Here is a 20,135-nt window from a genome sequence, read left to right as displayed (position 1 = left end):
TTATTTAGTTTTTCCGGCCGTTAATTCTCCTCGCTGAGCAAATTCAACGTAAAGTTTATTACCAGAAACTGATAACCCTTCAATTTCTCTTTTAACATGCAATCGGTGAGTTTTTAAATACGTTCCATCTCTAGCAAGTTTAAAAATCAAGTCATTAAAACCAAGATAAAATTGATCGTGTCGTTTATCATAGGTAAAACCTTGAACAGGCGAATGATTGCTTACAAAATTACCCTTAGTGGCTCCTACTTCTTCTGAAGTCCATGTGTCACCATTGCGGGTCACTTTCCAGTATTCATAGCAATTGTTGCGACCATTATGAAACGAACAGTACATGGTATGATCGTTAGGAAAAGTAGCATTATGAATATAGCGTGGTGCTTTACCATTCCAAATTCGGAAACTCCAAATTTGCCTAACTTTCATATCTGATTTACGAATTTGAAAAATTTCTTCAGACTCGTTAGAATTTTTCGATTTATTATTAGCTATCACATAGATATATTTAGATGATGAACCAATTGCTTGTCCATGACCTAATTTTATGTAAGGACTCACCTTGATATGCGCAGCATATTTTTTAAAAGTAGACCATTTGAGGCCAGGCAAATTCTGGGCTGCATATTTGCCAATATGCTTCAAATTATACGAAACCAAGTGGCCATATTGGTCATTACTGGAATTAAAAACGGCAACAGTGAAGTTGGAACCTCGGACAGTTATCCCTTCTGGAATAATACCAACTTGTCCCATCCGATCAGCCGCTTTATTGTAATCTAGACTAACAAAGCGAGGTTGAAACATCTTAGTCTTAAGGGTCAGGCCCTTTGATTTGAAGGTATTAGGTCGAGTCTCAAAGGTAAAATTATGAGCGGCGTTCCAATTTCTCGACGTGGAAATTGAACTCCCTTTCCAGGTCTTAACTTCTTTTGGACCAGGCATTAACGGTTTATTTGCCTTAGTAATTCCTTCATTTTTATCAGAGCGGACCGTTACGTCAACTTGTGCTTTGGCCTTGCCATAGCGATAAGTCACTGTGGTAGTTCCGGGTTTATCAGAATAAATGGTCGGAGTTGAAAGATAAACTTTTTTGGTATCAATTGCTGTTCCAGCACTATTAGTCACATAATTAATCGCATCTTCAGGATTAAAAGAAAAATAGGGATTCTGCACTAGACTTACCTTTTTGGCAACAGAAATTTTATTTCTGGCAAAATATTTCTGATTAACCCAGCCGACCGGGCGTCCATCAACAATAATGTTCCAGTACTTTCCCTTTTTGGTAGTAACTGATTTTTTAGATTGAATTTGGGCATGCTTAAAATACTTAGTGGTGGTGAATTTAGCCGATGGACCTTTTTTAGATATGTGATGATAAACTGGGTATTTGCCCTTTCCTGCAATTTTAGTAACAGCTTTATGATAACTTTTGGCACTTACCTCTGATAAATTACCCCCACAAAATAAGCTAATCATGACAGTCAAGGTCATAATTAGCAGCCTACTTTTCAACTTTTGGTTCATCAATTACTCTACCTTTCCGAAAAAAATATATTAATACTAGTCTCACACTTTTAACGAGCTAAAGCAAATTACTAAAAGGTTGCCTAAGTTATCTTTTTTTAAAAGGATAGCTTTTTAAGACACTGTGGGTTACAATATTAAGGTTATTATATTTTTCTTTAGGGAGAATAAGATTAATGGATAAATCACAAGAAAATTCTAAAAAAATGATGTGGACCACACTGGCAACGATGGCCTTCTCCATAGTTTGGAGTTTCGGTAACGTTGTTAACGGGTTCATTTATTTTGACGGTACAAAAGTTATTCTTAGCTGGATTATTATTTTCCTACTGTTCTTCATACCATACTCACTGATGGTCGGGGAATTAGGCTCTGTCTTTAAAGACTCAGAGGGTGGAGTTTCCTCATGGATTAACGCTACTCTTGGAGCAAAGTGGGCATATTATGCTGGCTGGACTTTTTGGGCTGTCCACGTTGTATATATTTCCAGTAAAGGTACTGGTGGATTAAGAGGAATGGCCTGGGGCATTTTTGGTAATACGAATTGGTACGATAGTTTACCAACTACTGTTACTCAACTTGCCACTTTAGCTGTCTTCCTCTTCTTCTGCTGGGTTGCAAGTCGCGGCTTACCAGTTATTAAAACATTGTCAACCATTGCTGGTTCTTCAATGTTCATCATGTCTATTTTGTTCATTATCATGATGTTTGCGGCACCAATGATTAACCCACATGCTGGTTTTAACAGCATTAGCTGGAATTGGAAGAATTTTGTGCCTGACTTTAATGTTAAGTACTTTACTTCTTTATCAATTTTAGTATTTGCGGTTGGAGGCGCAGAAAAGATCTCACCTTATGTTAATAAGCTGAAAGATCCCGCACGTAACTTCCCTAAATCAATGTTAGGTTTAGCCGCAATGGTAATGATTTCTGCTATCTTAGGAACTATTGCTTTAGCCTTAATGTTTGATCCTAAAGTTGTCAATAACAACTTAAATGAATACATTTCAAATGGACCTTACATGGCTTTCAATAAGCTAGGCGAATACTACGGTGTTGGTGGATTGTTCATGTACATTTACGCTTGGTGCAATGTTATTGGACAATTTTCAGCATTAGTTATTAGTATCGATGCTCCGTTACGAATTCTCTTGGGTAGTAAAGAAGCAAAAGATTACATTCCTAAGAAACTGTTGAAAGTGAACAAACACGGCGCTTACATCAACGGTATTTGGATGGTTGTCTGCCTTTCAGGTGGTTTAATTGTCTTACAAGCAATCATGCCTAATGCTCAAGCAATCATGGCACAATTAGTTAAGTTAAACTCGATCGTAATGCCAATGCGTTACTTATGGGTCTTCATTGCTTACATTGCTTTGCGTAAGCAAGCAGAAAAATTCCACAACGGTCAAAATTATGAAATGACTAAGCACCAAGCCTTAGCATACACTCTTGGCGTTTGGGGACTGATTGTTACAATCGCATGTTGCTTAATGGGAATGTATTCACCTGATCCATTTACTTTAGGCTTAAACATCGCAACACCAATTGTATTATTATTACTTGGTATGATTTTGCCATCAATTAAGCATCACCAAGATGCAAAAGCATAATCTATCAGTTAAACAAGTTAAAAGCCACCTTATAATAGGTGGCTTTTTTTATATCGCGGTAAATATACCGTCTTAATAAGATTAAGTAACAACCATTTTAACAAATAAAACACACAATTCTCGTTAGTAGGAATTGTGTGTTCTTAATTAATCTACCTTAGATAGATTTGCTTTTATTTAATTTGACCAGCAGTTAATTCCCCACGTTGAGCAAATTCTACGTAAAGTTTATTACCAGCTGCTGATAATCCTTCAATCTCACGTTTAACGTTAAAATGATAAGTTTTCTTATACGTACCATTTTGGTCAACTCTGAAAATATAATCATTAAACCCAATATAGAATTGCTTACGGTTCGAATCATAAGTAAAACCTTGAACTGGTGAATGATTACTTACAAAATTACCCTTGGTGGCTCCTACTTCTTCTGGGGTCCAAGTATCACCATTTCTGGTTACTTTCCAGTATTCATAATAGCCGTTGCCGCCATTATGGAATAAGCAGTACATTGTGTTGTCACCGTCAAACGTAGCATTATGAATATAACGTGGGAAAGCTCCACTCCAAATTCTAAAACTCCAAATCTGATTAATCTTCATATCCGATTTACGAATTTGTAAGATCTCTTCTGACGCACTAGAATTACTTGCAGTATTATTATTAGCAATGACATAAATATAATCAGCTGAAGAGCCAATAGCCTGTCCGTGGCCTAATTTGATGTATGGGCTAACTTTAATATTTGCGGCATAACGTTTAAAAGTAGACCATTTTAGATTTGCTAAGTTTTGAGCAGTAAACTTGTTAACATGATTTAAATTGTAAGTCACTAAATGACCATTTTGATCATGACTGGATTTAAATAGAGCAACAGTGAAGTCAGGGCCGTTAACAGAAATACCTTCAGGTATTACACCTACTTGGCCCATTTGATCACCAGCTTCATGATATCCCAGGCTGACAAATCGTGGTTGGAACAACTTGGTTTTTAAGGTTAAACCATTTGCATGAAAAGTATTTGCCCTAGTTTCTGAAGTATAGTGATGCGCAGCATTCCAGTTTCTAGAAGATGACTTTGAACTACCCTTCCATGTTGCTACTTCTTTTGGACCGTTCTTAGGTGTTAAAGCTGCTCGACTGATACCTTCATTTTTATCATCACGCACGGTTACATCTACACTAGCCTTAGCCTTACCATATTGATATTCAATAGTAGTCTTACCAGGAGTTGCGGAACTAACGCTTGCTTTTGATACACTTACTTTACCAGTATTTACGGCAGTACCAGCACTATCAGTCACATAATTAATTGCATCCCGGGTCTTAAATGAAAAATCACTATTTTGGACTAAACTAACTTTTTTGGCCACAGAAATTTCATTTCTTGCAAAAAAGTTTTGGTTCACCCAGCCTACAGGATGACCATCAACGATAATTTTCCAAAATGTCCCCTTTTTTGTCGCTAACGATTGCTTTGACTGAATTTGGCCATGCTTAAAATATTTAGTCGAGGTAAACTTACCTGCTGGACCATTCTTGGATACACGATGATAAACAGCAAAATTACCATCTCCTGCGATCTTAGTTACAGCTTGATGGTAGTTTTTTGCCTGAATATTTGAATTACTCCCCACAAAAAATAAGCTAATTGCAACTGTAGCGCTGGCAATTAGTAAATTATGCTTCAACTTTTTCTTCATCTACTTTTCACCTTTCTATATAAAACTATAAGTATAGTTTTGCACTTTTATATGACTAAAGCAATAGTTATTAAATCAAATTAGCGCAAAAAACTGTTTATTTGCTAATCACATTGATAACGAGCTAGAATTAGCTCAAATATTTTGATCAGTCAACTAAAAAATAATTAAACTGATTATGTAGAATCAGCTTTTTTCTATAATTTAATGCTAAACTAGGTGTAAAAAGTCTGAGGAGATGATCTTCATGTCGGAACATTTAACAGATGCAGAAAATTTATTGCGCCAACATAATTTAAAGGTTACCAAGCCTCGTTTAAAAATTTTACAATACTTAATGTCGCACCATAATCATCCCACCGCTAGTACTATTTTTCAGGCAATCAGTGGTAACGAACCTACTTACCGTGCTACTGTTTATAATACTTTGAATAAACTAGTCGATGCAGGAATAGTGATTGAAATTAAGAATAGTGATGATTCTCTTCATTATGACTACTTTGTCGAGCCCCATTTTCATATCATTTGTAAACAATGTGGCAAGATTGCAGATGTTTATTATCCAGATTTTGAAACGGTTGAAAATCGAATGCGCGCTGAGGCAGAAAAACAAACAGGTTTTATTACATCTGCAAGTCACCTGGAGATTTTTGGTATTTGCCCAGATTGTCAAAAAAAGAATAATAAACGAGATAACCAAAAGATCAGACACATTAACCACTAAGATGTAAAAATAAACAAAGTAGATATTTGAAGTTACCTCCCAAATTTAGGACAAATTTTGGGGTTATTTTTATGGCTAAATTATCTAAGCAAGATAAAAATTGAAATCTATCATCTTTGGCATGATTATCAAATTGGTTTTGCTGAATTAAGTCAGCGTTATCAGGTTGACAGGTCTAATATTGATTACTTGTTGACTTTGATCAAACGTAACTTTAGTGTGTTTTATCCCAATCACAAATGGTATTCAGCTATAACTGAGTTTAAGCTCAATAGGCAAAAGACCTACTTATCACCGATCATTGATGGGTATTTCTTGCAGTCCTAATCTTAATCAGACCATGGATATGTTAAAAAAGGTGTGACTCAAAAATCATGGCATTAACTCCTCATCAAGGGCAATTCTTTTAATGATGAGTAAATGGAAGTCTTCTTCGTACTCAAGCGAGAAAAGTTTTATGGTTTTGAAAAGCAATTTAAAAATCTCAATGAACTGGAAGGACGCAATCAGAAACTACATTGAGTAGAAAAGAATTAAAACTAAACTAAAAGGACTAGCTCCGATTGAATATCGGAAGTTGGTCCTCATTTAGCAGCTAATAAAGTGTCCTAATTTTAGGGTTTACATCAATTTATATCTACTTTGTCTGTTTTTCTATTTAAAAAGCTATTTTTTCAAGAATATGTAAAAGCCTAGTCCAATGACAGCAAAGATCTAAATAATTCTGGTTTGTTTGTAAACTTTGATTTCTCAGTACCAAAAAGTTTAAGTAAAATGGCCTTAACCATTTCTATTTGATGACTATCACTGATATCAAAATAATTGTAGTCTTTATTCATATCATGACGAGTTATAGCATCAATGGTATTTTTTTTATCTTCAAGATGAATTTTATTACGTGAATTTCTTAATTCATCAATGTCAGTAAAATCATTATCACTTAAGTTAAAAAAATTTTTTCCATTGTCATCTTTTACTTCCTTAATTTTAGAGTAAAAAGATTCTTTAGGGTCATGCCCTAGATTTTCTAAATATACAGTAAAGCAGAGTTCTATTATGGAAACACCAGTAATTATATATGACTTTTTTATCATCGCTTTCAACACTGGCGTTAGTACCAATTCTAATACTTGTAGTTTTAAAAATTCAAGATACTGAAAATTATAAAAAAAATTTGACTTTATTTCATCATTTCTTTGACTACTTAATTTAGAAACCATTTCTCTTGAAAATGTGAAATCATTTTTTCTTATACTTGGTGACCATCTTTGAGTAGTAGTAATACCAGTTCCATCCACATTCTTTGCATTTTTTAATAAAGTATAAAATTCATTATCTTTATAATCGCTCATTTGTCTTTTCCTTTCTTAATATAATACATTAAAATAAATACACAGTATTATATTAGTACTTTTTAACAAAAAATAATATGCAGTATTTAGTTTTTTGCTAAAAACTATATAATCTATACATTAAGAATAAGATAATTAATCAAAAAACAAACAGGTTTTATTACATCTGCAGGTCACTTGGAGATGTTTGATATTTGCCCAGATTGTCAAAAAAAGAATAATAAAAGCAAGAACTAACTGTTCTTGCTTTTTACTTTATTCAAATCAATCGATTTTCATACTTACTAACAATTCAGCTCTTTGAGCTAAATTAACATATAATTGCCCGTTATTGACCGAAATTCCTTCAATCTCGCGACCTGTATCAAATGAATAATGATCTTTTAATGTGCCGTCACGACCGATCTTAAAGATTAAATCATTAAAGGCAAGATAGAAGTTCTTATGTTCAGGATCGTAGGTAAATCCTTGAACAGGAGAGTTGTTATTAACAAAATTACCATCTGTTTTTCCAACTAATTTTGGATACCAGTTGTCACCAGTACGAGTTAATTGCCAATATTCATAGCGATTATTCTTAACATCGTGATAAACAGTATACATTTCATAATCATTCATCACAACACCGTTATGGAAGTAACGTGGATTGTCTTGGTCACCAACCCAAGTCTTAATGGTCCAAATCTTATTAATTTGCATATCACTCTTCCGAATTTGTAATAATTCTTCAGAATCGCTGCTCTCTTTCAAAGTATTGTCATTGTTCAAAACATAGATATATTTGTCACTTGAACCCATGGCTTGACCATGTCCAATTGGAATATAAGGACTAACTTTAACGTGTTTTACATAATTGTTAAAATCCTTTTGTGACATATCGAGTAAGTATTGGGCGTTATAAGGACTAGTTAGTTTATTTAAATCATAACCCACAATGTGTCCTGATCTTAAATATGTATGGCTTAATAAACTAGTGTATGCCCATCCCTTTGACACAGTAACGCCTTCTGGGATATGACCTACACGGTTAATATTATCATCACTAGGATCTTTGACACTGAGTAAAACTGGTTGATAGAATTTAGTCTTCAGCGTTAAATTACCACTTGTCAAAGTGTGTTTTTCAGTTTCCGGTGAATATTCAGTTGGACTAACATAATTTACTGAAGAACCATAGTGTGTTTTCCATGCTTGGTGATCATTAGTACCTGGTTGAGCTGGTAAACTGTTAGTTACGTCTGGGTCGGCAATTCCCTCTTTAGTACTCTTTCTAACCGTAACTTTAACAGTAGCAGTAGCCTTACCATATGTATATTTTACTTTATAAGTTTTTGGAGTAGCACATGGTATAGTATCACGCGACACCTTGACATTATCATTGTCAATTACTGTTCCCATATAGTTAGTTGCATAGGAAATAGCATCTCTTGTAGGAAATTCATAGCCATCATTACGAACTAAAGTGACTGTTTTAGGGACAGCAATTTCATTTCTTGCAAAATAATTTTCATTGACATAGCCGACCTTACGACCGTCAACATAAATTCGCCAGTAGCGGTATTTCTTTGTTTCAATCAATTGGTCAGATTGAATGTGATTGTATTGAAAATTGATGCCGTCAGCGACTTTTTTGACAACCTTACCATTTTTAACGTCTTGCCAAACTTTATAATTCTTATTACCGGCAACTTTAGTCATCATGGCATAACCAGTAATAATCTGCTTTGGCTTCTTTTTATTTTCTTTGTCTTGATCGCCATTATCCCCATCATTAGGGTTCTTCGGATTAGTCGGTGTTTTTGCATCTGTATTACTATTACCGTTGCCGTCGTCATCGTCAGCACTTTCACCATTATTTTCATTATTGTCAACTGTATCAGAGACAGAATTCTTATTAGAATTGTTTTGTGCCGGTGTTTGCTGCGTAGTACTGGAATCAGCTACAACTGGAGTTGCACACAATCCAGTCGTTGCTGGTAAGCAGACTATCAATGCTGTCGTCATTGTTGCTATTTTTTTAATAAGCTTCAAAATTATTCCTCCAAAAATTTAGTTTACTCTTCGTATTATATAATAAGAATGTTGTAACTTAGAATACAAAATTAATACACTTTCATTGACAGGTTTTGATGTAAGTGATTTAATTAGCACTGTACTTATTAGAGTGCTAATAGATATGAATTTTAATTCAGGAGGTAGAAATATGCTTGTACCTACAGTTATTGAACAAACTGCCCGTGGTGAGCGTGCTTATGACATATATTCACGCTTGTTAAAAGATAGAATTATTATGCTTAGTGGTGAGATTAATGATGATATGGCCAATTCAATTATTGCCCAATTATTATTCCTTGATGCCCAAGACAACACAAAGGACATTTCACTATACATTAATTCACCAGGTGGAGTAATTACTTCTGGTTTGGCAATCATGGACACCATGAACTTTATCAAATCAGATGTTTCAACCATTGCAATTGGAATGGCTGCATCAATGGCATCAATTCTTTTAACCAGTGGAGCTAAGGGTAAGCGTTTTGCTTTGCCAAACTCAACCGTCTTGATTCACCAACCTTTGGGTGGCGCACAAGGTCAACAAACTGATATTCAAATTGCAGCCAATGAGATCTTAAAGAGTCGTGAAAAGATCAATAAGATTTTACACGAGACAACTGGTCAGCCACTAGAAAAGATCCAAAAGGATACTGAACGTGACAACTACTTGACTGCTGAAGAAGCAAAAGATTATGGTTTGATTGACGAAATTATGGTTAATCAAAAGAAATAGTTAAATACAGCCAAATTAAAAGAGCTTTGAATAATTTTCAAAGCTCTTTTTGTTATTCATTTAATGTTTCAGCCATCTCATGCAGTTTGGCAAACCGATGATTAGCGCCCGACTTCGAAATCGGTCCATCTGGTACTTTTTCGGCTACTTCTTTTAAGGAAAGTTCCGGGTTCTGTAATCGCAGACGGGCTATTCCCTGTAATTTTTCGGGAATGTTTTCTAAGCCAATTTTATTATCAATCAGCTCAATGTCTTCAACTTGTTTAGCGGCAGCCGTTGCCGTTTTTTTCAAATTAGCCGTATCACAATTAACCAATCGGTTAACTGAATTCCGCATATCACGCATTATTCTGAGATCCTCAAAAGAAAGCATGGCATTAATTGCACCAGTTATATGTAAAAAATCACCAATTTTTTCAGCTTCTTTTAAGTAGACGATATAACCCCGCCGCCGCTTAGTTGTTTTCGCATTAAGCTTAAAATAATGATTCATCAGCTTAAGCAGATCATTATTATGATCCTCATAAGCAGAATAGATTTCAAGGTGGTAACGACTTGTTTCAGGGTTATTAACGCTGCCACTGGCCAAAAATGCACCTCGCAAATAAGACATAGCACCTTCACGCGAATTAATAATTCTTTTGGGAATACGGGTAATTAATCCTGCCTCGGGAGTTAAAATTTCCAAATTTGTCAGAATTTCTTTAACGTGATTTTGCAGTCGAACCAAGTATTGATTATTTTTCTTAAGCTTCATTTTTCGTGAAACTATTAATAATGGTTCGACCTTATATGCAGTTTTAATTAAAGAAAAAATGCGACGCGCAATTGCGGGATTTTCGGTCGTAATATCAAGGCTAAACATGTGATCATGAAAGTTTAACACGCCGTTCATTCGTAAAAATGCCGCTAACTCAGCTTTTGCATGCTCAGGATGAATTGGTAGCGACGTTAACTCCTTTTTTACCTTGCTCGCATAGCTTGCCATTAACTAATCCATTCTCTTTCTGCGGGACATTGCCGCAAACGCCCGATTAATAATTTCTTTAGCCACTTTTTGCCCATCGTGAAAAACAAGGCCACTTCGTTGATCAATAAAATCATCGGTAATGACGCGGCACCCTTGCTGCCTTAAGCCAGCATAATCATTTTTAACCGGCTCAATATAAGCATCGTAATCATCCGGGTCAAATTTTGACATATCAATCTTGGCCCCATTAACCAATGTTGTATTAATATAATGACCGCCAAGATGATTATTAATTACAGATACATGGTCACAATCAGAGAAATGATCTGTTTCACCAAGCTGAGTCATAATATTACAAATATAAATAACTTCAGCTTGCGTTTTCTTTACAGCCTCACCTAAATTCGGAATCATTAGGTTCGGCAAAATTGAAGTAAACAAACTTCCCGGTCCCAGAACTACGGCATCAGCCTGCATTATGGCCTCTAAAACGGGCGAAACGGCTTCTGGCTCAGAAGTAGAATTTGTATCAGTTACCCAAACACGCTTAATCCGTTTATCTTTATTAGTTATCTCCTTTTCCCCTGCTTGAACTGTGCCATCAATAAATTCAGCATTTAGTGTCAAGGGTTCATTTGAAGCTGGAAAAACATGACCATCAACTCGCATCATACGTGATAAAGATTGCACGGCATCAAAAATATTACCATGCATTTCATTTAACGCTGCGATAATTAAATTACCAATCGCGTGCCCGGAGAAAAATGAATCTGATGAATCAAACCGATATTGAAAAATATCTTTTTCTTCCTGAGGAATATCACTTAATGAAACTAAGACATTTCTAATATCACCAGGTGGAACAACGTTAATAAAGTTTCTAATCGAACCAGACGAGCCACCATCATCCGATACGGTAACGATGGCAGTAATCTGCGCATTTTGATCCTTTAAGGCGTTTAAAACTACTGGTAAGCCAGTACCGCCACCAATAACAACGATTTGTGGTCTTCTGCTTTTAGTAACTCTAATTATTTTAGAATCTTCATAGGTCATTTTTTCACCTTTTTCTAGTGTAGCGACTAATTTCGCGGTGCGTAATATCAACTGAATAATTTTGGGATAAATCATGAGCAAGCTGCTGGGCAATTGCGACACTCCGATGCTGTCCACCAGTACAACCAATCGCAATTGTTAATTTACCCTTGCCTTCTTTAATATATCCGGGCACAGCTGTTTCCAGTAAATCTAATAACTTCTTGTAAAAGACTTTTGTTTCGTTTTTTTCCATTACATATTTGGCAACACGCTTATCTAATCCAGTAAACGGTCGCAATTCAGGAATATAAAACGGATTGGGCAAAAAACGAACATCCATAACGATATCCGCATCGATTGGCATACCATACTTGAAACCAAAGGACAGGACTTCAATCGAAAATGGTTGTTTTGCCTTACCACTAAACTCATCAAAAAGTTTCTGCTCAAGCTCTTTGGGCTTCAAATTAGAAGTGTCAATAATATCGTTGGCCCGATTTTTTATTCCCGTTAATATTCGACGCTCCTCAATAATTGCATCGAGAAGTCTACCACTTCGAGCAAGTGGTGGAACTCTTCTTGTTTCTTTATAGCGGGCAACAAGGGTATCATCTGAGGCATCTAAAAAAACAATCCTCGTTTGAACGCTACTATTATCTTCAAGTGAGTTTACTTCGTTTAACAAATCCTTGTAAAAATTTTTAATTCTAAGATCAACGACAACTGCCACCTTTTTAAAGTCATCTGAATTAACGATTAAATCCCAAAAACTGGAAAGAAGCGTTGGTGGCAAATTATCTACAACGAAATAGCCCATATCTTCAAGTGCATGCGAGGCCACCGTTTTACCAGCACCACTCATACCTGTAACGATTAATAATTGCTTTTTATTGACAGACATATGCTATCCCCCTATTGATATAATTATAACATACCGGGTGTTTCATAACTTTTCTGGGCAAAAAAAAAGTCCGCTAGGAACTTTTTCTTTGTCTTTTTTATCTACGGGCAAATGCCGCAATTACTTCACCTATTCCGAAAATCAATAGCCATAATGAAACTAGCCAGATTAACGTTAAAGCTGACAATGCTGGGTTAAACATTAAACTAATTGCGATTAATAATCCGAAAATATTCAAAATAATATTAATCCAAAAGTAAAAACCCGAAATATCTCGTAAATGCCACGAAAAAATAATTCCAGAAATTGAATCGAATAGGAACCAAAATGCAAATAAATATGCAATTGTCAGTCCAGCAGCATCGTATGAATAGAGGAATAGAACACCGATAATGATATCCAATACCCCAGAAACAATTGAGAGCCAGCTAAATGAAACAAAATAGCGAAAACGGCTATAAAATGCCAACCAAACAAATCCTTGTACAATCGATACAATTGCAAACAACAATACAAATGCATGTAATGCCTTGCCTGGATGACGGATTAAAAATAGCCCTGCTATGATCATTAAAATACCAGAGATTAGTGCGGCCCAGTTAAAGCCACGGTTTTCCCTGTAATTTGAAAAATTATCCATCTTTCTTCCTCCCTGACCGTTATTTTACACTTTTTGAATAAGAATAAATACTATTTATTATCTTTTTTAACGGTCTGCTTAGTTAATGCCGTATCGCGTTTAAGCACGGGAGCAAGATATTGACCGGTAAAGCTTTCCTTAACTTTTGCCAGTTGTTCTGGCGTACCTGTAGCAACTATATTGCCACCGCCTTCGCCACCTTCTGGGCCCAGATCAATTAACCAATCAGCATTCTTAATTACATCAAGATTATGTTCAATAATTAAGACTGTGTTACCTTGATCAACTAAACGCTGCATGACATCAAGAAGACGCTTAATGTCATCTGTATGTAATCCCGTTGTTGGTTCATCCAAAATATAGAAATTCTTACCTGTAGAAATCTTTTGTAGTTCAGCAGCTAATTTCATTCTTTGGGCTTCACCACCAGATAAAGTCGTAGCCGATTGCCCTAATTTGACATAGCCTAAACCAACATCAACTATTGTCTGCAATTTCCGCGCAATTTTAGGAATATTTTTGAAAAAGTCGCATGCTTCACTAATTGTCATATCGAGAACTTGTGCAATATTCTTTTTCCGGTAAGTTACCTCCAAAGTTTCGGAGTTATAGCGGTTGCCGTGGCAAACTTCACAAGGTACATAAACATCTGGTAAAAAGTTCATTTCGATCTTAATAATACCATCGCCACGACATGCCTCACAGCGACCACCCTTAACGTTGAAAGAAAATCTCGCTTTTGTATAACCACGAAGCTTAGATTCATTTGTTTGCGCAAATAAAGCTCTAATATCATCAAACACACTAGTATAAGTAGCTGGGTTACTACGAGGTGTACGTCCAATTGGACTTTGATCAATATCAATTATTTTTTCAATATTTTTGTAACCAGCAATGCTGCGATATTTTCCCGGCTTAGTTTGATTACGATTTAATTTTTGTGCTAGAGCACGTTTAAGAATCATATTGACTAAAGTTGATTTTCCAGAACCTGAAACACCTGTAACTACAATCAACTTACCTAGCGGAAAGTCTACCTTAAGATTTTTCAGATTATTTTCTGCTGCACCAGTAATGGTAATCTTCTTACCATTGCCCTTACGTCTTTTAAGGGGAACCGGCACAAACTTTTTACCAGCTAAGTATTGGCCAGTGAGCGATTTAGGATTCTTTTCAACTTCTTCAGGTGTACCTGCAGCCATTACTTCACCGCCATATGACCCTGCTCCTGGTCCCATATCAATTAAGTAATCAGCTTGCCTCATTGTCTCATCATCATGTTCGACAACAATTAACGAATTACCAAGGTCACGCATTCTCTTTAGAGCAGCAATGAGACGATCATTATCGCGCTGATGCAGACCAATTGACGGTTCATCAAGCACGTACATAACACCTGATAAGTTCGATCCAATCTGCGTTGCCAAACGAATTCTTTGGGCTTCACCACCAGATAAAGTATTAGCTGATCTTGATAAAGTCAGGTAATCAAGGCCAACACTGTTCAAAAAGGATAACCGATCGCGAACCTCTTTTAGGATTGGTTTAGCAATAATGCTTTTTTGCTCATTAAGCTCAATATTGTTAAAAAAGTCTAGTGCTTTATTGATCGAAAGTTCCGACGCCTCAGCGATATCTTTACCCATTACTTTTACGGCTAAGGCCTTCTGGTTCAACCTTTTTCCGTGACAAGTTCCACAAGTCATTTCCGTCATGTATTTTCCCATAATGTCACGCATAAACTTAGACATCGGGTTGACATAACGACGTTCAACGTTTTCCATTACGCCTTCAAAAGGTGCTTTTGTATCTTTAACGCCAAATTCACCTGATAAATGAAAAGCAACTTCTTTTTTAGAACCATGCATCAGCATTTCTTTTTGCTTTTTAGTGAGTTTATTATATGGCTTATCCATTGGAATCTTTAAGCCTTGACAAGCTTGTTCAAGCATGCCCCCATAATATTTGGAGTTTTTCCACGGTATAATTGCTCCCTCAGCTAGCGTTTTACTTTTATCAGGAACAACTAGGTCTTCATCAACTGACCGCTTAACACCTAACCCATCACAGTCTGGGCAGGCACCAAATGGTGCATTGAATGAGAATAACCGCGGTTCCATTTCGCCGACCGTAAAGCCACATTTCGGACAAGCATAATATTCAGAAAAGTTAAGCGTATCTCCTCCGATTATGTCAACGTTCATATAGCCTTCAGATAGGCGCAAAGTAGCCTCAACTGAATCAAAAAGGCGTGAGCGAATGCCCTCTTTTACAATTAACCGGTCAACCACAATATCAATTGAGTGACGCTTGTTCTTATCCAAGTCAAAGTCTTCACCAATTTCATGCATTTCACCGTCAATAATTACACGGACATAACCAGCTCGTTGTACACGTTTAAACACTTCTTTATGTGCTCCGCGCTTAGATCTGATTACCGGTGCCAAAAGCTGAATTCGTGTCCGTTCTGGCAAAGCCATGATGCGATTAACCATCTGCTCAACTGATTGCCGTTCAATTACTGTCCCGTCATTTGGACAAATTGGTTGACCAACACGTGCCCATAACAGACGCAGGTAATCGTTAATTTCAGTTACGGTTCCAACCGTAGAACGTGGATTATGCGATGTCGTTTTCTGATCAATTGAAATAGCTGGATTCAAGCCATCAATTGAATCAACATCTGGTTTATCCATTTGCCCTAAAAATTGGCGAGCATAACTGGATAATGATTGAACATAACGGCGCCGACCTTCAGCGTAGAGGGTGTCAAAAGCAAGTGAACTCTTACCTGAACCCGACAAGCCAGTAATTACAACCATTTTATCCTTTGGAATTGATAGATTTATATCTTTTAAATTGTGCTCGCGCGCTCCGCGAATTACAATCTTATCATTTGCCATTTATTTTATTTCCCTTTTTAGTAACTGGTTTCCTAGTGGAACTTTCAAGTTCCATAATTGCATCCCTTAAAGTTGCTGCTCCCTCGAAGTCGAGCTTCTTCGCAGCTTCTTGCATCTGCTTACGCAGATCCTTAATCATAGTCTTCTTTTGCTTAGCTGTTAGTTCATCAAAATTCAAGTCAGCAAAGCTGTCACTATCGCTAACTTCGTCAGCCACCTTAGTTGCAGAGATAACATCACGAATTGGTTTAACGATGGTCTTAGGTGTTATGCCGTGATCTTGGTTGAACTTAATTTGCAGCTTACGTCTTCTTTGCGTAGCATCAATGGCTTCTCGCATGGAATCAGTGATAGTATCAGCATACATTATTACTTCACCATCTGAATTTCGTGATGCACGTCCCATAGTCTGAACCAATGGCCGGTATGCCCGAAGAAAGCCTTCCTTGTCCGCATCAAGAATTGCTACCAAAGATACCTCTGGCACATCAATTCCTTCACGAAGCAAGTTTATCCCGATTAATACATCATATTTACCTAACCGTAAATCACGCAATATTTGCATCCGCTCTAGCGTTTTAACATCCGAGTGCAGGTATTGAACTTTAATACCTAGATCCTTTAAGTAGTCTGTCAAATCTTCTGCCATTTTTTTAGTTAGAGTGGTTACAAAAACCCGTTCATTACGGTCAATTCGTTTGTTAATTTCACCTACAAGATCATCAATTTGGCCTTCAACCGGTTTAACTTCAATTTTAGGATCAAGCAAGCCCGTTGGCCGGATAATTTGTTCGACCTTGTGATCAGTACGTTCTAGCTCATAATCACCGGGAGTAGCGGAAACATAGAGGATCTGATTAACGTGCTTTTCAAATTCATCAATTTTTAAGGGCCGGTTATCTAAAGCTGATGGTAAACGAAAACCATAATCAATCAAAGTCTTTTTCCGGTTACGGTCACCGTTATACATTGCCCGAATTTCAGGCATAGTGGCATGAGACTCGTCAATTAAAATTAGAAAATCATCAGGAAAGAAGTCAAGCAGAGTATAAGGCGGTTCGCCTTCTTTACGCCCTTCCATATGACGAGAATAGTTTTCAATACCGCTTGTGTAACCAACTTCTCCCATCATTTCCATATCAAAGGTAGTCCGCTGCTTAATTCGTTCAGCCTCTAAAAGCTTGCCTTTACCTTCAAAATCTTTTACTTGGAGTTTCATTTCTTTAGAGATTGCTTTGAGAGCCCGACGCATCTGTTCTTCGTTAGTCATAAAGTGCGTGGCCGGAAATAAGGAGATACTTTCGCGTTCACCAATTATTTCACCAGTTAAAGAATCAATTTCGACAATTCGATCAATTTCATCACCAAAAAATTCAATTCGGTAAGCATGATTAGAATTACCGGCCGGAAAGACTTCAACTACATCCCCACGCACACGAAAGCGACCACGCTGAAAGTCAATATCATTACGATCATATTGAATGTTAACTAAATTACGCAGCAAAGTATTTCTGCCATAGTCATCACCCTCATGCACCGTAATCACACTGGCCGAATACTCTTTAGGATCACCCAACCCGTAGATGCATGAAACTGAGGCAACTACAATAACATCGTTTCGTTCCATCAAATCACTAGTTGCTTGGTGGCGCAATTGGTCAATTTCATCATTAATTGATGAATCCTTTTCAATATAAGTATCAGATTGCGGAACGTAAGCCTCTGGTTGATAATAATCGTAGTATGAAACAAAATAGTCGACGGCATTATGAGGAAAGAATTCCTTAAATTCGCCATACAACTGTCCCACTAAAGTCTTATTATGTGAAATAACCAAAGTAGGTTTATTTAAATTGGCAATTATATTCGCCATTGTAAACGTCTTACCGGTACCAGTAGCACCTTCAAGAATTTGTTCTTTATATCCCTTTTTAAAACCACTTGTCAGTTTATCAATCGCCTGCTCTTGATCACCAGCCGGCTTAAATTTGGAGACAAGTTCAAATTTACGGTTATCTTGTCGTTTAATCATAGAAAAGCTCCTCGTAAAAAAGTTGGACAAAATAGCCCAACTTTTATTTTGCGTATTCTATTTTACTACATCGAACGTACTTTCGCACGTCTTTTGTCTTATTTCAATAGCTGTGCTAATGCTGCTTGATAATTTTCTGCCGCTTCTTCTGCTAAAGCAATAGTTGGCTTGTTTACACCCACATATGCTTTAATAACCGGCTCTGTTCCTGAGGGACGTAAAGCCAGCCAAGTTTGATCTGACAAATAATATTTAAGAACATTTGATTTTGGCAGATCCGCTAATTCTTTTACCTGTCCAGCACTAAATTCCTTTTGTTCTAAAAAGTCCTGAATTTTTTCTACCTTAACTCCAGCTATTTCTGTCAGACGCTCTTGCCTTAATTTGGTCATTAATTGCGCCATTTTCTTTTGACCACCAATTCCTGGCATTTCAATTGCACGAGTGATTTCAAAAGAAGTTCCGTATTTTTGCCAGATTTCAGTTAAGCCATCCAAAACTGTCATCTTACGTGAAGCATAATAAGATGCAACTTCAGCAAACATTATTGCACCCTGCATGGCATCCTTATCACGAGCAAATGGCTTAAATAAATAGCCGTAGCTTTCTTCAAAGCCCATTAAGAATCTACCATCATGTTCACGTTTCATGCGGTCTATTTCTTCGCCAATAAATTTAAATCCGGTTAAAACTTCCTTAGTTCGGATGCCAAAATCTTGCGCGATTTTGCCCGGCATACTACTTGAAACAATTGAAGTAACTAGTTCATAGTCTGACGCTAATTGATTATTATCTTTCATATTTACTAAAAGGTAATAGATCATTAATGTTGCAATTTGATTTCCCGTCAAAACTTGGAAATCACCGTTTTTGGTTCTAACACATGCTCCCATTCGATCAGCATCAGGATCAGTTGCAATAATTAAATCGGCATTTTTTTCATTTGCTAACTTAATTCCGGGATCAAAAACATCTCGGTATTCGGGATTAGGCTTTTTGGTAGTTGGAAATTCCGGGTCAATAATTGATTGGCTTTCAACTGGAAAAACATTCGTAAAACCATTTTGCCGAAATGCTCGTTCATAAAGCATCTTACCGGTCCCATGTAAAGGGGTATAGATAATAGTTAATTTTTGCGCATTATCTTTAATTAACTTGCGGTTAACGTTGACTGTCTTTAATTCAGCCAAATAATCTTCATCAATATTTTCCCCAATTAGTTCTATCAAGCCCTTTGCGCGCAATACTTCCACTTGCTGTGCTTTAATTTGAAAAAGATCTTTGACACTTTGAGCATAATGGAAAACCCGATCAGCGTCTTCTGGACCCATTTGAGCACCATCTTCACCGTAAACCTTATAACCGTTATATTGCTTGGCGTTGTGCGAAGCGGTTATATTGATCCCGGCAAACGTGTTGAGGTGCCGGACAGCGTAAGACAGCTCGGGCGTGGGGCGTAAATCATCAAAAAGATAAACATGAATCCCATGAGTTCCTAAAATACGGGCAGCGTGCTCTGCAAATTCTCGCGAGTGATAGCGGGAATCAAATGAAATTACCACGCCTCTTTTTTGGGCCTGTACGCCATTTTCATCGATTAAGCGAGCAAGACCTTCCGTTACCCGCGCAACGGTAAAAATGTTAATCCGGTTAGTTCCCGGTTCAAGGCGGCCACGCATCCCTGCCGTTCCAAAATTAATATCTTGACCAAAAGCATCATCAATCCACTTTGAATCTTGGCCTAATTCTGCCAATTGTTCTTTTAAGTAGTCAGGCATATTAGTAGCCTCTTGCCAGCTTTGAAAAATTTTCTCAGCATTCATTTAAAATATAGACCTCTTTTTTAAGTTATCTGATTTAATAATTCGGTTTCATAATCTATATTCTAGCATTTATCAATTATGCTTTCTGCATAAAATAAAAAAGAATCCAACTAACTGAATTCTTCTT

14 protein-coding genes and 1 pseudogene are annotated in these 20,135 nt (G+C 36.7%); 4 read left to right on the top strand and 11 right to left on the bottom strand.

Translation table 11 applies throughout. The features are described from left to right. Positions 1-1,524 (bottom strand): LBA0864 family S-layer associated protein, encoded by a 1,524-nt coding sequence (locus tag GYM71_RS03815; protein WP_220220978.1) that lies wholly within the window; start codon positions 1,522-1,524, stop codon positions 1-3. Positions 1,525-1,700: 176 nt separating this feature from the next. On the opposite strand from GYM71_RS03815, the gene GYM71_RS03810 reads away from it, so the two are divergent. Then, positions 1,701-3,137: an APC family permease gene (locus tag GYM71_RS03810; protein WP_220220977.1), complete on the top strand. Its 1,437-nt coding sequence runs from the start codon at positions 1,701-1,703 to the stop codon at positions 3,135-3,137. A gap of 173 nt (positions 3,138-3,310) precedes the next feature. Here the strand turns inward: GYM71_RS03810 and GYM71_RS03805 are convergent, their stop codons facing one another. Further along, positions 3,311-4,837: an LBA0864 family S-layer associated protein gene (locus GYM71_RS03805; protein ID WP_220220976.1), complete on the bottom strand. Its 1,527-nt coding sequence runs from the start codon at positions 4,835-4,837 to the stop codon at positions 3,311-3,313. A gap of 247 nt (positions 4,838-5,084) precedes the next feature. Between GYM71_RS03805 and GYM71_RS03800 the strand changes: the two genes are divergently transcribed. Then, positions 5,085-5,561 (top strand): Fur family transcriptional regulator, encoded by a 477-nt coding sequence (locus tag GYM71_RS03800; protein WP_220220975.1) that lies wholly within the window; start codon positions 5,085-5,087, stop codon positions 5,559-5,561. A gap of 420 nt (positions 5,562-5,981) precedes the next feature. Then, positions 5,982-6,084 (top strand): annotated as a pseudogene (locus GYM71_RS10485) (IS3 family transposase); the annotation flags it as partial. A gap of 169 nt (positions 6,085-6,253) precedes the next feature. On the opposite strand, the gene GYM71_RS03795 reads toward GYM71_RS10485, so the two are convergent. After that, positions 6,254-6,913, bottom strand: coding sequence for a hypothetical protein (locus GYM71_RS03795; RefSeq protein ID WP_220220974.1), 660 nt, complete (start codon positions 6,911-6,913; stop codon positions 6,254-6,256). Between the two features lie 264 nt (positions 6,914-7,177). After that, the gene (locus GYM71_RS03790) at positions 7,178-8,944 is read right to left on the bottom strand and encodes a GW dipeptide domain-containing protein (protein WP_228706331.1); all 1,767 of its coding nucleotides are present in this window, start codon (positions 8,942-8,944) and stop codon (positions 7,178-7,180) included. A 172-nt stretch (positions 8,945-9,116) separates the two neighbouring features. Here GYM71_RS03790 and clpP point away from each other — a divergent pair, with 172 nt between their 5' ends. After that, complete coding sequence (clpP, locus tag GYM71_RS03785) at positions 9,117-9,701, top strand: ATP-dependent Clp endopeptidase proteolytic subunit ClpP (protein WP_103752125.1); 585 nt, start codon at positions 9,117-9,119, stop codon at positions 9,699-9,701. Between the two features lie 52 nt (positions 9,702-9,753). Here the strand turns inward: clpP and whiA are convergent, their stop codons facing one another. From whiA to GYM71_RS03750, 7 genes are all read right to left on the bottom strand, one after another. Further along, entirely contained in the window at positions 9,754-10,689 is a 936-nt protein-coding gene (whiA, locus tag GYM71_RS03780) for a DNA-binding protein WhiA (RefSeq protein WP_103752124.1), read from the bottom strand. A gap of 3 nt (positions 10,690-10,692) precedes the next feature. Further along, entirely contained in the window at positions 10,693-11,727 is a 1,035-nt protein-coding gene (locus GYM71_RS03775; RefSeq protein WP_220220973.1) for a gluconeogenesis factor YvcK family protein, read from the bottom strand. Between the two features lie 4 nt (positions 11,728-11,731). Further along, positions 11,732-12,610 (bottom strand): RNase adapter RapZ, encoded by an 879-nt coding sequence (gene rapZ / locus GYM71_RS03770; RefSeq protein ID WP_220220972.1) that lies wholly within the window; start codon positions 12,608-12,610, stop codon positions 11,732-11,734. Between the two features lie 97 nt (positions 12,611-12,707). Then, positions 12,708-13,250 (bottom strand): HdeD family acid-resistance protein, encoded by a 543-nt coding sequence (locus tag GYM71_RS03765; protein ID WP_220220971.1) that lies wholly within the window; start codon positions 13,248-13,250, stop codon positions 12,708-12,710. A gap of 50 nt (positions 13,251-13,300) precedes the next feature. Continuing rightward, the gene (gene uvrA / locus GYM71_RS03760; RefSeq protein ID WP_220220970.1) at positions 13,301-16,153 is read right to left on the bottom strand and encodes an excinuclease ABC subunit UvrA; all 2,853 of its coding nucleotides are present in this window, start codon (positions 16,151-16,153) and stop codon (positions 13,301-13,303) included. Beyond that, entirely contained in the window at positions 16,143-18,185 is a 2,043-nt protein-coding gene (gene uvrB, locus GYM71_RS03755; RefSeq protein WP_103752119.1) for an excinuclease ABC subunit UvrB, read from the bottom strand. Before uvrB ends, uvrA begins: the two co-directional genes overlap by 11 nt. Before the next feature lie 98 nt (positions 18,186-18,283). Beyond that, positions 18,284-20,008, bottom strand: a complete 1,725-nt coding sequence (locus tag GYM71_RS03750) for a phospho-sugar mutase (protein ID WP_220220969.1) — start codon at positions 20,006-20,008, stop codon at positions 18,284-18,286. Positions 20,009-20,135: the final 127 nt, after the last annotated feature.

The organism is Lactobacillus panisapium (assembly GCF_019469265.1).
Taxonomy (GTDB): Bacteria; Bacillota; Bacilli; order Lactobacillales; family Lactobacillaceae; genus Lactobacillus; species Lactobacillus panisapium.
This window is presented reverse-complemented; position numbering and strand designations above follow the sequence as displayed.

Coding starts and splice junctions, on each gene's coding strand:
- GYM71_RS03815 (WP_220220978.1), bottom strand. CDS start 1,524: ATGAACCAAAAGTTGAAAAGTAGGCTGCTAATTATGACCTTGACTGTC.
- GYM71_RS03810 (WP_220220977.1), top strand. CDS start 1,701: ATGGATAAATCACAAGAAAATTCTAAAAAAATGATGTGGACCACACTG.
- GYM71_RS03805 (WP_220220976.1), bottom strand. CDS start 4,837: ATGAAGAAAAAGTTGAAGCATAATTTACTAATTGCCAGCGCTACAGTT.
- GYM71_RS03800 (WP_220220975.1), top strand. CDS start 5,085: ATGTCGGAACATTTAACAGATGCAGAAAATTTATTGCGCCAACATAAT.
- GYM71_RS03795 (WP_220220974.1), bottom strand. CDS start 6,913: ATGAGCGATTATAAAGATAATGAATTTTATACTTTATTAAAAAATGCA.
- clpP (WP_103752125.1), top strand. CDS start 9,117: ATGCTTGTACCTACAGTTATTGAACAAACTGCCCGTGGTGAGCGTGCT.
- whiA (WP_103752124.1), bottom strand. CDS start 10,689: ATGGCAAGCTATGCGAGCAAGGTAAAAAAGGAGTTAACGTCGCTACCA.
- GYM71_RS03775 (WP_220220973.1), bottom strand. CDS start 11,727: ATGACCTATGAAGATTCTAAAATAATTAGAGTTACTAAAAGCAGAAGA.
- rapZ (WP_220220972.1), bottom strand. CDS start 12,610: ATGTCTGTCAATAAAAAGCAATTATTAATCGTTACAGGTATGAGTGGT.
- GYM71_RS03765 (WP_220220971.1), bottom strand. CDS start 13,250: ATGGATAATTTTTCAAATTACAGGGAAAACCGTGGCTTTAACTGGGCC.
- uvrA (WP_220220970.1), bottom strand. CDS start 16,153: ATGGCAAATGATAAGATTGTAATTCGCGGAGCGCGCGAGCACAATTTA.
- uvrB (WP_103752119.1), bottom strand. CDS start 18,185: ATGATTAAACGACAAGATAACCGTAAATTTGAACTTGTCTCCAAATTT.
- GYM71_RS03750 (WP_220220969.1), bottom strand. CDS start 20,008: ATGAATGCTGAGAAAATTTTTCAAAGCTGGCAAGAGGCTACTAATATG.